Source organism: Klebsiella terrigena, assembly GCF_012029655.1.
Taxonomy (GTDB): domain Bacteria; phylum Pseudomonadota; class Gammaproteobacteria; order Enterobacterales; family Enterobacteriaceae; genus Klebsiella; species Klebsiella terrigena.
In genome coordinates this window covers 2,181,712-2,195,841 of record NZ_CP050508.1, presented here as the reverse complement: position 1 = coordinate 2,195,841, position 14,130 = coordinate 2,181,712, and the positions used below count along the sequence as shown (strand labels likewise).

At 51.0% G+C, this 14,130-nt stretch carries 10 protein-coding genes; all 10 read right to left on the bottom strand.

Going from position 1 to position 14,130, the window contains the following annotated elements; all coding sequences use genetic code 11:
- Positions 1 to 46: 46 nt before the first annotated feature.
- The gene (locus tag HCK03_RS10320; protein ID WP_167691527.1) at positions 47 to 1,315 is read right to left on the bottom strand and encodes a hypothetical protein; all 1,269 of its coding nucleotides are present in this window, start codon (positions 1,313 to 1,315) and stop codon (positions 47 to 49) included.
- A gap of 2 nt (positions 1,316 to 1,317) precedes the next feature.
- Positions 1,318 to 1,833, bottom strand: a complete 516-nt coding sequence (locus HCK03_RS10315) for a hypothetical protein (protein ID WP_167691526.1) — start codon at positions 1,831 to 1,833, stop codon at positions 1,318 to 1,320.
- 375 nt (positions 1,834 to 2,208) lie between these two features.
- Positions 2,209 to 2,568 carry a hypothetical protein gene (locus HCK03_RS26290; protein ID WP_227699888.1) on the bottom strand — a complete coding sequence of 120 codons (360 nt, stop codon included), beginning with the start codon at positions 2,566 to 2,568 and terminating at the stop codon, positions 2,209 to 2,211.
- Positions 2,569 to 2,573: 5 nt separating this feature from the next.
- Positions 2,574 to 3,806 (bottom strand): hypothetical protein, encoded by a 1,233-nt coding sequence (locus tag HCK03_RS10305; RefSeq protein ID WP_167691525.1) that lies wholly within the window; start codon positions 3,804 to 3,806, stop codon positions 2,574 to 2,576.
- Positions 3,799 to 6,318, bottom strand: a complete 2,520-nt coding sequence (locus tag HCK03_RS10300; RefSeq protein WP_167691524.1) for a type VI secretion system Vgr family protein — start codon at positions 6,316 to 6,318, stop codon at positions 3,799 to 3,801. Before HCK03_RS10300 ends, HCK03_RS10305 begins: the two co-directional genes overlap by 8 nt.
- A gap of 611 nt (positions 6,319 to 6,929) precedes the next feature.
- On the bottom strand, positions 6,930 to 7,559 hold the full coding sequence (locus HCK03_RS10295) for a hypothetical protein (protein WP_167691523.1): 630 nt from the start codon (positions 7,557 to 7,559) through the stop codon (positions 6,930 to 6,932).
- The gene (locus HCK03_RS10290; RefSeq protein ID WP_167691522.1) at positions 7,537 to 8,301 is read right to left on the bottom strand and encodes a hypothetical protein; all 765 of its coding nucleotides are present in this window, start codon (positions 8,299 to 8,301) and stop codon (positions 7,537 to 7,539) included. The genes HCK03_RS10295 and HCK03_RS10290 overlap by 23 nt, the downstream gene beginning before the upstream one ends.
- Positions 8,302 to 8,313: 12 nt before the next feature.
- Positions 8,314 to 10,815 carry a type VI secretion system Vgr family protein gene (locus tag HCK03_RS10285; protein ID WP_167691521.1) on the bottom strand — a complete coding sequence of 834 codons (2,502 nt, stop codon included), beginning with the start codon at positions 10,813 to 10,815 and terminating at the stop codon, positions 8,314 to 8,316.
- Entirely contained in the window at positions 10,812 to 13,463 is a 2,652-nt protein-coding gene (gene tssH / locus HCK03_RS10280) for a type VI secretion system ATPase TssH (protein ID WP_167691520.1), read from the bottom strand. The genes HCK03_RS10285 and tssH overlap by 4 nt, the downstream gene beginning before the upstream one ends.
- Before the next feature lie 175 nt (positions 13,464 to 13,638).
- A complete protein-coding gene (gene hcp, locus HCK03_RS10275; protein ID WP_041146130.1) occupies positions 13,639 to 14,130 on the bottom strand; it encodes a type VI secretion system effector Hcp in 492 nt (163 codons plus the stop codon).

The window sequence follows — 14,130 nt, the reverse complement described above, 5'->3', positions numbered from 1 at the left end:
CTCCGTTTTAAGATCATCCCCGACAATCAGCACTTAACCATGGCCGTCAACCATGCTGTGCTCTCGCAGCCACGGTGTCAGGGTGACTCGCACGCGGTGTAATAGCCTGTATCCAGAGTGTCCCGGTGACATCATCGGCGCTGATCGCCAATTGTGCGGAGCCGGTCTGCTGCGCAGCAAGTGTCCCCATGGCTGCGGCCAGCCATGGGGACACGCAACCAGCATGTCCTATAACAAGGTCGGTGTTATGACGGCCTGCCGGTGATGGTACGCCGGAAAGAAGCGGTATAGTCATCACCGGGATAACGGCGGAAGCCTCCTCTAACGTCAGACCACTGAGCCAGAGGTGTTTAACCTGCCCAGCCTCCAGGGGTGCCCAGTCAGCAGCCTGCTCTATGGCTTCTTCAAGCAATTGTGGAACGGCCCGTTCCGGGCGGTGTAACCAAGCCAGTGGCGGTATCGTGTTCTGCGTAAGTCTATTACCAAGCAGCAACGCCACCATTGCCTCTGCACTTCCCTGACGAATTTCAGGTGCGACCTGAGCAGCAATGACGAGCAGTAGTGATCTGTCATTGATGCGGTTATCAAGCCACTCATCAATAAACTGCGCACCGTGACCATCAACATATTCAATCGGCTGTACGATGCCGGCCTCCCCCAGGCTTTCGTGCCAGGCCGGAATAAAACGACGTGGCAAAATAGAGGTGTCGACCTCAAACAGCACTGAGATCGTTTGTTTCGGGGAAAACGGTACAAGTGCGATTACAACATCAGCAAGCAGCTTCTGCAGCCGGGCCTGAAATACCACCAGATCCTGTTGTTCGGGCTCCAGTGAATCATCACTCTCTTGCACCATCGGAGGGATTGGGAAAAATGTATGTAAACAATAGTCTTCCCGACCACGGCCGACCTGGCTTTTGAGTATTGAGGGCCCTTCCATTAACAATGTCACCGGAGAATGCCCCGGTTCCTCTGGTAACGGAATATCCACGCCTATATGCAGGATCTGGAGCCCCCGGCGACCCCGTCGGGTTTCCCGCAATAATGTTTCCTCACGCTTTCTGTCCCATCCATCAGCATGATTATGCTGAAAAAGCCAGAACAGCACTCTCAGAACAAACACTAGTAACCAAACCAGCACGATGCCCGCAGGAAAGAGTATCCAAAGTTTTATACTCTCTCCCTGCCGATCAAATGCCAGACCCGCTATTGTAGCCACAGCAACCAGCGCCCCCAGAACCGAAAACCAGTAGCCGAAATGAATGGGTGTCGGGCGCCAAGCTGTGGGGGGAATGATTTTAAGATTTACCGGCATAGTCAGGGTAAAAAGACCAGTTCAGGGGCGTCAGAATCAAGATTCAGCTGAGCCTTTAGATTTGTGAAATTCGGAGGTAATATCCAGTCAAAAGTGACCCCTTTTTCAGTCCAGGTTATTGATGAAAAGTCACCCTCTTCTCCTCGACTAAGCTGTTCAATAGAACCCCGACAACTGACAATCATCACACGTTGTACTTTAACTGTTTTTTTATTATTAACCTGATATATATCAGCATATATTTCTTGACCAGCCCCGCATCGTCCTAATGGATAGCCAGGGCGAGATTCATAACCCTTTATCAGTAAAAAATATTTCTTTCCTGCGATTGTATGAATTTTTCGATCGCTATGGATTGATATGAGATATTTATCAGGTGCAATGTTAACACTTTCTATTACAAGCGGACTCCAACGATCCAACTCTTTTATTTCAGATGCTCCTGCCGTACAAGCCAGGCATACTAAAAATAACCATGATGATTTCATTTTAATATCTCTCAAAAACTGTATCGGCATAACATAATCCAGAATAGACCCAGCGATCATGAGCACTTTGCCCAACCGTTCCCCGCCTGTATGTCGGTTGATCACGAATATAAAGTTGCGCTTCCGACAGACCAGAATTTTCTGGTCTGTTCATATTCCAACCGATATTTCCTGTAGTGCTGTCGCACAGATGTTTATATTTACGCACCCAATCCCTAGTCTGTTCTTCTCATTTGTAGTAGAAGCCACCATTCCACAACGAAATATACTGATTCATCCCAAACCATCCAGCAACTCTTTGACGATGAGTCACCATCCCCCCATCCTTTTAATATCCCTGCATATATATAAGAGTTACAACTCTGCCCCCTTGTTTAGCATATGAACTAAATTCTTATCATCCATTTATTTTAATACATTAATTTCATATTTTCTTTCAAAGCCTTGCCCAGCACTAGCAACAACACCTCCCTTCATATTGATTGTTATAATCCCTTGTGCTTCAGGCACACCTTGTATGGTAAAGTTATTATATATATATTCCGTATAATATTTCTTTGCAGCAAACACTAACTTTAGCCCCGAATTTGACGGGTGTATTTCATAGTTCAAATCAACAACCGGCCCTGTACCTCCAGAGATGCTAATTGGAACATAATATTCCTGACCAACGTGTGCTTCAGGCAACTTATTGGGTTCGAATACAATCTGATTACTACACCCATTTAAAAATAAAAAAACAAAAGCTGCACAATATTTATTCACTTTAATTATGGTATTTTTGTAAATACCATCCCTCCAAAAGTATGGTTTAGAAAATCACCTAATGTTAATGATGTTCGCAGCGAATTATCTTTAACTTCACCCCATGAAAAAAGTCTCAGAGAGACAAGTTCTTCTAAATTAGTTTCGTTAGTAATTCTTCCACCATTTACTAATTTTAACTTTTCACCCCAAACGATCCAATGATCTTTGAATGGAACATCTGCGCCTTGTTGGAGCATGCCCGCAGATATTAAACTTAAAACATGGACATCATTACTCATTAATGAGTTTAACTTACAAATATCGCTTACATTGCTATGATACAAACTTATATTGCTAAATATCTTCTGCGCACCTACATTCAGCATCCATTTTTCAATATCACCCCATAATGTAATTGCAGATACCTTATCTCCAACTGATTCATATTTTAACAAATTATTAGATGAGTCACGCAAGCTGGCCATTGTTATCCAATCAATTGCGGAAACTCGAGGATGACTCGCCCCTGAAAATAAATCGTCCACTTTCATCGTGCTAGTGCCTGGCTGAAGTAAAAAAGAGCCCAGCATTGCTTTTCCATGATTCCATAGATCCCAGACCAGTTGCTCATAAACATCATATCGATCCATCATTAAACAATAATAAAATGCTGCAGGGCCACATAGCATCGAGTAATACTGGTTTGGATAATGCTCCCCTTCAGGGCCTAATAGGGAAGCAGCCCTTCTGGTATCGAGTTCACTTTTTATATTATTCTTCGTAAAGGGATCTAATGGATCTCCTATTGGATGCTCCAGTGCGACAAAAAACCTTGGAATACACGTAATTTGCACATGATGTATATTGCCCTCCCCCTTATCATTAACGGGCTTTGTCTGAGCTTTAGTCTCAAAATAACAAACGTTTTCACGTTTATCTTTAGAATATGCTTTCCCAAAGGCTATTTCACCAAGTGTATACATTTTTTTCGCCGGGGATGAAAGCACCGAAATCAGCTTTCCACCGTGTTTACGGTACAAATTAATTTCTATAATGTAGAACACCGATAAATCATCATCCGTGTCATTCGTATCATGAGACTGGGTATAATAATTAGGATCTATTGGTTGTTCCGACACTGATAACAGAACATACTTTTTATTATTGGCATCAGTTCTATATACATAGAGATCGTAAAACAGGTTTGATGCTGGAACATTCGATTCAATTTTTGTGTAAACGTTATACTTAGGCATTGATAGCTCCCGGCAACATATGCAGCAGTACATCCTGAGCCTGAGCAGAAGTAAACAATTTCGTATACCCCTCGCTATCGCTGACACCATCTAACACTGAACCATCTGCCAGAAATGCCTTATAAGGAGTATTCAGCATCGGTGTTCCATTATCATCTGCACACAGATAACGAATATTATGGCTGCCATCATCTATAGGAGTGGCTAAAGGCGAAATATCAGGCTTATGCTGCGCTCGCGTTTGTCTGGCATAATGCCCGGCCCTTGTTCTGAAATCACCCATCGTCGCAGATTCAATGGCACTTGCATCCAGAGTGATATAACTCCCGCCGCCATTTACCGTCAGCTTCTTCTTCGCGATGATTTTGATTTCATCTTCCGTGCTGACGATACTTATTTCCTTACGAGCAAGCAGAGTCATCAGGTCGTTCTGCGCCAGTACCTGCAACGGTCCCTGGTTCGCGATAAGCTTGATCCCCAGCTTACGGACAAACACGCTCAGGGAATTACCCACCCCGATGAACAGATTTTTCACCACGCTGACGTCGGCATTCTTACCGGCAGTGGCGATCAGGTTTTGACCGGCCGATACCTGCAGGTGTTGTCCGCTGGTCAGCGCCATACCATTCGGCGCGCTGAGCAGCAGCACTGATTTTTTTAGGTCTGTCAGCTGCTGTTCCAGCAGTTTGATCTGCGCCTGGAAATCGGCCGGGTTCGCGGTCGCCTTCTGTGCGTCACCGGAGATGGATGTCATCTGCTCCCGGGCATCACCCAGATTGCTGATCGCTGGCTGCATCGCCAGCACCTGGCCCTGTGCTTTCGTCTGACCATCAGCGCTGACGAACATCCCTTTCTGTGCCCGGATGGCGCCCCAGCTGTCGGTTCTGAGTTCAAAACCGTCCCCGCGCTGTTGCTTCTCACTGTCGACCAGATGCCCGAGATTCAGCTGGCTCTTGCCGCCGTACTCCGTCGAGACCTTGATATGCTCTTTGCCGCGCTCGTCGTCGAGGCGGATTTTATTATTCGCAGGCGTCCGCAGAACGTTACGTTTGTAGTTGCGGATGGTGACGTGGTCGCCGTGGGCCGAGTCGTGCAGCACGCCGGCGATGTACGGCCTGTCCGGGTTGCCGTCCTCAAAGCCAATCGCCACTTCGGTGCCCGCCAGCAGCGGCAGGTGCAGGCCGTAAGTATCGCCAGCATACGGGCGGGACTGACGCACCCACAGGCTCTCGAACCCGGTCTCCCAGCCGTCGCGGTCGAACAACATGTTGACCCGGTAGCGCCCGTCTTTATCGATATGTCCGTAGGTGTCATTTTCGGTGGTACTGGTCACGCGGGCAGGCAGCGTACCGGCCAGCACCGGGCGTGAGCCTGGTTCGGAACGGAAACCAAAAACGACGCTGTCCGGGATACCCTCAAAGTTAACCCCAAAGTCTTCATCACGGCGGGCATGCGTATGCATTGCGGTGACGACCACGCCCTGGCAGAAGGTCTCCGCCACCTCATAGCCGCCCGTGACCTTCAGCAGCATACCCGGAGAGAGCGTCGGGCAACTGGTCATCGCCCGGGTCCGCGTCTGGCCGTTCAGATAGCGTTCATGGCGGATACGGGCATAAAAGGCACCGGATTCCGGGGCCGGACTGCGGTCGTACGCGCTGCCCGGCGTGAGATAATTGTCCCCATAGTGATAAGCATCACCGTAGGTGGTGCTATCGCCCCGGGTGGCATCCACCTGCGCATTCATGTCCTCATTAGCCTGACGGTAGTTGTAGTCGCGGGTGCTGACCTGCTGCTGCACCACGTTGTGATGACATTCCATCTCCCAGACCGAGTCCACCCCTTTAGAATGCTGGCCCGACAGTGGTACCGAAGGTAACGTCAGGCCTTTCTCGTAGCCCTGCTGGCTGTCGTAAAATGCCACCACGTCGATGTTCAGGCGCGTATCGGCGGTAAAACGAAACCAGATCCCCACTTCGCCCAGCAGGCGGGTAATGAAATGCAGGTCGTCCTCAGAGTACTGCATCACCTGCTCCCGTCGCGGGTACTCCTTGCTCAGCGAGAACAAAAAATCCTGCCCTTTGAAGCCATGGCGTTCGCGCAGAATTTTTTCGACGATCTGTGGGACGGACATGTCCTGGTAGATGGCGCTCTGGTGCGAACGATCGAGCAGCGCCAGACGCGGCTGGAGCGTCAGCGCGTAGTGGGTTTCATCCGCGGAAGTACTGAGGCGTTCAAAGCCCATCACTACGCCCTGAATTACCCGCACCGGCTGCTGCAACTTAATGCCGAAGCCCTGATCGACCGGAGCCTGCAGCGTCAGAGAACCGGCCTTCATCAGCATCATCTCTTTACTGATGGCATGCTCGGCGCTGGTGAACTCAATGCGGTAGCTGAACGGTCTGCTCAGGGCTTCCTGGCCTTCAAAGGCCAGCACGTCGAGTTCGGCTTCGCAGCCTTTCACTTCCAGCAGGTGGTGGTTATGGCTGAATCTTATAGGAAGATTGTTGCTCATTGTATTCCTTCGCATCGGCTGAGAAATTATGTTTTGAAAGACCAGGCGTGGATTAAGAAAGTTAGTTACTAATTGATCTTTATCGTATATTTATTATGAGAATCTTTACCGGAATACATTATGCCAAGAGTAAACCCAGAAACAGTTACGCTATAATCAACTGATTTTTTTCTGGATACCAGATATGATAATGCGATGGTAATTTTTGTTTACCCTATATTCTCCACCAAAAGTGTACTTTACTTCTTCCGGATTCCATACCAACCCTGAATCGTTCGGTGTTATACTTACCGATACAATGAATTCATTAACAGCCCCACCTTTTATTTCAATGACAGCCTGGCACTTGTGATTAATTGTTGCAGTTTCAAGAACATTTTTTCAGGCAGAACTGTTAGGTGAGTGCCGACGCAACCGAACACAATAAGTATTAAAACACAATCAAAATAACCTAAGCACCTCAACAAATTGAATATCATGCATACAATGACACGCTCAATTAATTTACTGGGGATACTATTACCTTTTACTTTCCAATCAAGAAAAATATCAATTAAATGCCCTCATATAAACTAATTCACATTTCCATTTAAAAGAAACACGTCGAATGCTTACTTATTAATATACACATGAACCTGAGTAAAATTAATTGGGTAAACTTCCCCATTCATCCTTCCATTAGCCACGTTAAAATCAACAATAACACTATCTTTGTAGCTATAACGTAACACTTTAAATTTGTAAACAACCTTCTCACCATCATCAGTAGGATAGACCCCCTCCTTCTCATACGTTCCCATATAAGTTAGTTGAGCCTTCTGGATAAAATCCAAACTGTAATACTTATCATGTTCAGGAATAGACCTAAAAGAAATATACGCTGAATTCCAGACGTTGGAGTTATTCTCTTTTAAAAAGTCTATTCCAATTTTTCTATGATGAGAAAGTGAATATCTAACTACAGGACCACGCTTAGGATAATGAGGCGTTGCTTCATCGAAAAATGCCTTGTACTTGTCTGCCTGTTCTTCAATAGTGCTTTCTCTCGAAATGATTTTCGTTGTCGAACTGATAGCCTGGAGGATTGACTCTTGAATATTACATGACATTTGGTTCTCCTTAGAGTTATCAAATTTTGCAGCGTCCGCTGACGAACACACAAAAAAAACAGACCATATAATTAAAAACCAAATCAATGCTAATACCTTAAAAATAAAACTACTTCTCTGTAACATCTCCATGAACAATTCCCTCTTGGCTTGTTGATATTAGCACATCATTATCACCAGAATGAAGAACCCATGAGTTGTAGAGAGTAAATAAATCATTATCTACATTATCACGTCCTTCAGGGCCGTAACAGATTATCCCGCCATCATTATATTCCTTTGAAAAGTCGTCATACCATTTATAAGGATTTACAAAACTGCCTGTTGTTGTGAACCCATCTGCCCCCACGCCTTTGATAGGCCCACTCCCAGGAGGTGTAGTTACCCCGCCCTCTATTAACATATCTCTTGCTGTTTCAGCGCAAGTATCATTCATAAAAGCATAATAGTGCTCTGAGCCTGCATTGACTTTTTCGGTAAAAATATTAGTAAATTTTCTTACTTCCCCTGCCATTTCCTCGCTTATTTTCAACCTAAAAAGTCGTGTAACTTCAGTTATCCCATAACTGGTATTTCCGGGTCTAGCACCTGAATATTCATCTGTAATTTTCCCTGGTGCCGCCAGACCTTTTGGTCCAAAGCTGAAAAATACGGTGGCGATACCATTCTTGGTTATATAAAAAAAAGCATGCCCATAGTCGATTGATAGATCCTGCACTCCGTCTGCAAACGCATCAGGATGATTAACTTCAAAGCCAATAGTTAAGATATAGGTCTTACGTGCAATCTGAACATTAGTGATATTTATATCACCAGGAGAATCCACCCCAGATATCTCGGCGAAAGTAGAGGTTTCCTCGCTAAATTTATCCATTTATACACTCCCTTATACAATCAAATGAACCCGAACAGTATCTATATTTTTCGCAGTTAATATCTGAGTATTCCCAAACTCATCAGTAACTCCGTTAATCTCTGTTCCATTACTCATTAGAACAAAGTATTTAACCATAGAATAAGGAATTCCTTTTTCATCCTTGAAATTTAACATTCTATTATAAGATGAATATATTTTTGGCGGCATTTGAGTTATTTCAGGCTTGTGCTGCGCTCGAGTCCGTCTGGCATAATGCCCGGCTCTTGTCCTGAAATCACCCAATGTGGCTAATTCAATCGCATTACCATCCATTGTGATGTAACTTCCACCACCGTTCAGAGTCAGCTTCTTCTTCGCGATGATTTTGATTTCATCCTCCGTACTGACAATGCTGATTTCCTTGCGAGCAAGCAGCGCCATCATATCGTTCTGAGCCTGCAGTTGTACCGGCCCCTGATTCGCAATCAGCTTGATGCCGAGTTTTCTCACGAATACGCTCAGGGCATTACCGACGCCAATAAACAGGTTTTTCACCACGCTGACGTCAGCATTTTTACCGGCAGTGGCTATGAGGTTCTGGCCAGCAGATACCTGCAGATGTTGTCCGCTGGTCAGCGCCATACCATCCGGCGCGCTGAGCAGCAGCACTGATTTTTTGAGGTCTGTCAGTTGCTGTTCCAGCAGTTTAATTTGAGCCTGCAGATCGGCCGGGTTCGCGGTCGCCTTCTGTGCGTCACCGGAGATGGATGTCATCTGCTCCCGGGCATCACCCAGATTACTGACCGCCGCCCCCATCTCCAGCACCTGCCCCTGCGCCTTTGCCTGCCCGTCAGCGCTGATAAATATCCCTTTCTGCGCACGTATTGCTCCCCAGCTGTCCGTGCGCAGCTCAAAGCCTTCCCCGCGCTGTTGCTTCTCGCTGTCGACAAGATGGCCCAGGTTCAGCTGGCTCTTGCCGCCGTACTCCGTCGAGACCTTGATGTGCTCTTTCCCGCGCTCGTCGTCGAGGCGGATTTTGTTGTTCGCCGGCGTGCGCAGGACGTTACGTTTGTAGTTGCGGATGGTGACGTGGTCGCCGTGGGCCGAGTCGTGCAGCACGCCTGCGATGTACGGCCTGTCCGGGTTGCCGTCCTCAAAGCTAATCGCCACTTCGGTGCCCGCCAGCAGCGGCAGGTGCAGGCCGTAGGTGTCGCCTGCGTACGGGCGGGACTGCCGCACCCACAGGCTTTCGAATCCGCTCTCCCAGCCGTCGCGGTCGAACAACATGTTGACCCGGTAGCGACCGTCTTTATCGATATGTCCGTAGGTGTCATTTTCCGTGGTACTGGTCACGCGGGCAGGCAGCGTACCGGCCAGCACCGGGCGTGAGCCTGGTTCGGAACGGAAACCAAAAACGACGCTGTCCGGGATACCCTCAAAGTTAACCCCAAAGTCTTCATCACGGCGGGCATGGGTATGCATTGTGGTGACGACCACGCCCTGGCAGAAGGTCTCCGCCACCTCATAGCCGCCCGTGACCTTCAGCAGCATACCCGGAGAGAGCGTCGGGCAACTGGTCATCGCCCGGGTCCGCGTCTGGCCGTTCAGATAGCGTTCATGGCGGATACGGGCATAAAAGGCACCGGATTCCGCGGCCGGGTTGCGGTCGTACGCGCTGCCCGGCGTGAGATAATTGTCCGCATAGTGATAGGCATCACCGTAGGTCGTGCTATCGCCGCGGGTGGTATCCACCTGCGCATTCATGTCCTCGTTAGCCTGACGGTAGTTGTAGTCGCGGGTGCTGACCTGCTGCTGCACCACGTTGTGATGACATTCCATCTCCCAGACCGAGTCCACCCCTTTAGAATGCTGGCCCGACAGCGGTACCGAAGGTAACGTCAGGCCTTTCTCGTAGCCCTGCTGGCTGTCGTAAAATGCCACCACGTCGATGTTCAGGCGCGTGTCGGCGGTAAAACGAAACCAGATCCCCACTTCGCCCAGCAGGCGGGTAATGAAATGCAGGTCGTCCTCAGAGTACTGCATCACCTGCTCCCGTCGCGGGTACTCCTTGCTCAGCGAGAACAAAAAATCCTGCCCTTTGAAGCCATGGCGTTCGCGCAGAATTTTTTCGACGATCTGTGGGACCGACATATCCTGGTAGATGGCGTTCTGGTGCGAACGATCGAGCAGCGCCAGACGCGGCTGGAGCGTCAGCGCGTAGTGGGTTTCATCCGCGGAGGTACTGAGGCGTTCAAAGCCCGTCACTACGCCCTGAATCACCCGCACCGGCTGCTGCAGCTTAATGCCGAAGCCCTGATCGACCGGGGCCTGCAGCGTCAGGGAGCCGGGTTTCATCAGCATCATCTCTTTACTGATGGCATGCTCGGCGCTGGTGAACTCAATGCGATAGCTGAACGGTCTGCTCAGGGCTTCCTGGCCTTCAAAGGCCAGCACGTCGAGCTCGGCTTCGCAGCCTTTCACTGCCAGCAGGTGGTGGTTATGGCTGAATCTGGTTTTGGGATTGGTACTCATAATGCCACTCCTCCAGCTTCGCTAAACTCCAGTGCGACACCGTTATCATCACTCCAGCCGAGCCGCAGTGAGTTCAACTCCCGTTTCTCCGCCATATGGCTCAGCAGCTGCTGGCTTAGCACCGGCAGAATCTGCTGATTGAGCAGGCTGTCGACGTTGCGCGCACCGGTATCCGGCAGCAGACAGGCCGCGGTGAGCGCGTCATACAGGCTCTCGTCGATATGCGTGGCCACACCGTAGTGGCGGTGCAGGCGTTTGCTGACCTGCGCCAGCTTCATCTGCACGATGGTACGCATCGCGGTTTCCGCCAGCGGGCGATAAATAACGGTCTGGAAACGGGCCAGCAGCGCCGGCTGGAAGCGATCGCGCAGAATGGGGCGCAGCAGTTCATGTAAATCAACTTCGGTAGCTTCCGGCCGGTCGTCTAGCAGTTGCATGATAGGGTCGCCGCCGAGGTTGGAAGTCATCAGAATCACGGTGTTACGGAAGTCGATTTCGCGTCCTTCACCGTCGCGCATAAAGCCGCGGTCGAACACCTGATAGAACAGGTTCATGACGTCGCGGTGGGCCTTTTCCACTTCATCAAGCAGCACCACGCTGTACGGGCGCTTGCGTACCGCTTCGGTCAGAATGCCGCCCTGACCGTAGCCCACGTATCCCGGAGGTGAACCCTTCAGTTGGGAAACGGTGTGCGGCTCCTGGTATTCGGACAAATTGAGGGTGATAAGGGATTTTTCGCCGCCGTACAGCGCGTCCGCCAGCGCCAGCGCGGTCTCGGTTTTGCCAACGCCGCTCGGGCCTACCAGCAGGAATACCCCCTGCGGGCCGTTTTCAGCCGTCAGCCCGGTTTTGGCGGCCCGCAATCGTTGGGCGATGGCGTTGAGGGCCGCATTCTGCCCCACCACGCGTTTACCAATTTCGCTTTCAAGGTTCAGCAGTTCGGTCTGCTCGTCCTTCATCAGCGAGGAGAGCGGGACGCCGGTCCAGTCGGCAATGACGTTGGCGACGGTGCGAACATCCACATCAACCGAAAACAGCGGACTGCTTTGCTGAATGTCCTGCAGCCGCTGCTGCAGTTTATGCGTTTCACCCTGTAAGGAGATATCCTGACGACTCTCCAGCAGTTGCTCCGTCAGCCTGAGCTCCTGTCCGTACTGAGTTTCCCGCTCATCGAGTTCGACAATCAGGCGCACCTCTTCCTGTTCAATCATGGCCAGGCGTTCGCCATCCGCATGATTGCCGACGGCGATATCCTCCAGCAGCGCCTGCTTCTCCATTTCAAGAGACGTAATTTGCGCGCGGATACGGGTCAGCGGTTCCGGTACGGTTTCAAGGCTCATACGCACGCGGGCGCTCGCGGTATCCAGCAGATCGATCGCTTTGTCCGGCAGCTGACGACCGGTAAGATAGCGTCGTGACAGAGCGACCGCAGCGCGTACCGCGTCGTCGGTAATGTGGACGTTGTGGTGTTCGGCGTAGCGGGACTTCAGGCCGCGCAGCATCAGGCAGGCGGTATCGTCATCCGGCTCATCGACTTTCACCATCTGAAAGCGACGCTCAAGCGCCGCATCGCGTTCAAAGTACTGTTTATATTCGCTCCATGTCGTGGCAGCGATGGTGCGCAGCTCCCCCCTCGCCAGCGCGGGCTTCAGCAGGTTGGCCGCATCGGCGCCGCCCGCCTGATTGCCGGCGCCGATAATGGTGTGCGCTTCGTCGATAAACAGCAGGACCGGCGTCGGCGACTGTTGTACGGCGTCGATGACGTTTTTCAGACGCTGCTCAAATTCACCTTTCACGCCGGCCCCCGCCTGCAGCAGGCCGAGGTCGAGGGTGCGCAGGCTGACGGCTTTCAGCGGCTCAGGTACGTTACCTTCGGCGATGCGCAGCCCCAGGCCTTCCACAAGGGCCGTTTTGCCCACGCCCGGCTCGCCGACCAGGATCGGGTTGTTTTTGCGGCGTCTGGAGAGAATATCCACCATCTGGCGGATTTCCGTATCACGACCAAATACCGGATCGATGCTGCCTTCGCGCGCCCTGGCGGTGACGTCGAGGGTATATTTATCCAGCGCGCTCTGTAGCAACGGATTAAGCTCACCTTCTTTTATCCCGGCCCCGACCGGACGACCGACAAACTGCACCTCCCCGCCGTTCTGCGCCAACTCCGCGTCCTGCTGGGCTTCCGGGCGTTCGTCGGACTGCGTATCGAGCAGCGGGCGCAGGCGCTGCAGCTGGCTCTGCCCCAGCGTCAGCAGCGGCCACAGGCCGTCGCAGCGTACCATCTTAGGTTGATCCACCAGCGCCATCAGCAGATGCACGCCGCGAATGCGTTCTTCGCCGGCCAGCGAGGCCCGCATCCAGGCTTCGCGCATCAGGGTCTGGGTGCTATCGGCCAGCTGCGGGCGGCTGCGTACCGAGCGCGGCAGCGTATCGAGCCAGCCGAGCAAATCCTGCCACAGGGCGTCCATATCCCATTCATAGCGACGTGCCAGTACCGTGAGATCACCCTCGCCCTGCTCCAACAGTTTCAGCAGCCAGTGCTCCGGCAGAATTTCAGCATGCGCTCGCGTGAGGCACAGGGAGGCAGCCCCTTCCATCGCACGGGCGCAGTAGGGGTTGAGACGTCGCAGAAGGATTGCCGGATTTTCCATGTTCTTGAACTCGCTGTCTGGGGACCTTCAGGCACGCTACCGCCCATCGCTTTTCCTTGTCGTAAGGAACCTAAAGCGCATCAGGTCAGATTTTCGTTTACGGGATGTTTTACTCAGTACCCGCCGGGCAGATACTCAGCAAAACTGCGGACAGGTTGCCCCATCCGCATCGGGCTTACGCGGTGGCGCGTTCGTTCCAGGAGTCGGAATGAATGATGTTGCCGTCTTTGTAGGTCCAGGTGATTTTTTCGTAACGCAGCTCGATCTGCTCGAGGTGGTTATGCTTTTCGTAGGAAGGGTCTTTGATGTCGTGCATTTTCGGCGCGACCTTCACCAGCTTGACGTTTTCCAGTTTGGTGTTGAAGTACTCCACCTCCTGGCCCGCGTCGTTGATTTTGTACCATCTGAATTCGGCAGATTTTAGGGTCTGGCCGGTAGTCACCGCCTTGTACAGATACGGGCTGGAGGAGTCGATCTCCTTGGTGAACAGGAAAGGCGTGTGAATGCGGGTGCCGGTCAGCTTGCCGGTATTGTTGTCGGTTGGGATGTAGAGGTTATGCTCCTGCGCCACCACCTCGATGCTGCCTTCACGATCTTTCACGTCGACGGAACCTTTAATATCCGCACCGCCGTCGTCTTTCAGCCAAAGATAAACAGGAATTGCCAT

What these genes read in the sequence shown, in the direction of transcription:
- HCK03_RS10320 (WP_167691527.1), bottom strand. Translation starts at nt 1,315, where the DNA reads ATGCCGGTAAATCTTAAAATCATTCCCCCCACAGCTTGGCGCCCGACA.
- HCK03_RS10315 (WP_167691526.1), bottom strand. Translation starts at nt 1,833, where the DNA reads ATGCCGATACAGTTTTTGAGAGATATTAAAATGAAATCATCATGGTTA.
- HCK03_RS10305 (WP_167691525.1), bottom strand. Translation starts at nt 3,806, where the DNA reads ATGCCTAAGTATAACGTTTACACAAAAATTGAATCGAATGTTCCAGCA.
- HCK03_RS10300 (WP_167691524.1), bottom strand. Translation starts at nt 6,318, where the DNA reads ATGAGCAACAATCTTCCTATAAGATTCAGCCATAACCACCACCTGCTG.
- HCK03_RS10295 (WP_167691523.1), bottom strand. Translation starts at nt 7,559, where the DNA reads ATGGAGATGTTACAGAGAAGTAGTTTTATTTTTAAGGTATTAGCATTG.
- HCK03_RS10290 (WP_167691522.1), bottom strand. Translation starts at nt 8,301, where the DNA reads ATGGATAAATTTAGCGAGGAAACCTCTACTTTCGCCGAGATATCTGGG.
- HCK03_RS10285 (WP_167691521.1), bottom strand. Translation starts at nt 10,815, where the DNA reads ATGAGTACCAATCCCAAAACCAGATTCAGCCATAACCACCACCTGCTG.
- tssH (WP_167691520.1), bottom strand. Translation starts at nt 13,463, where the DNA reads ATGGAAAATCCGGCAATCCTTCTGCGACGTCTCAACCCCTACTGCGCC.
- hcp (WP_041146130.1), bottom strand. Translation starts at nt 14,130, where the DNA reads ATGGCAATTCCTGTTTATCTTTGGCTGAAAGACGACGGCGGTGCGGAT.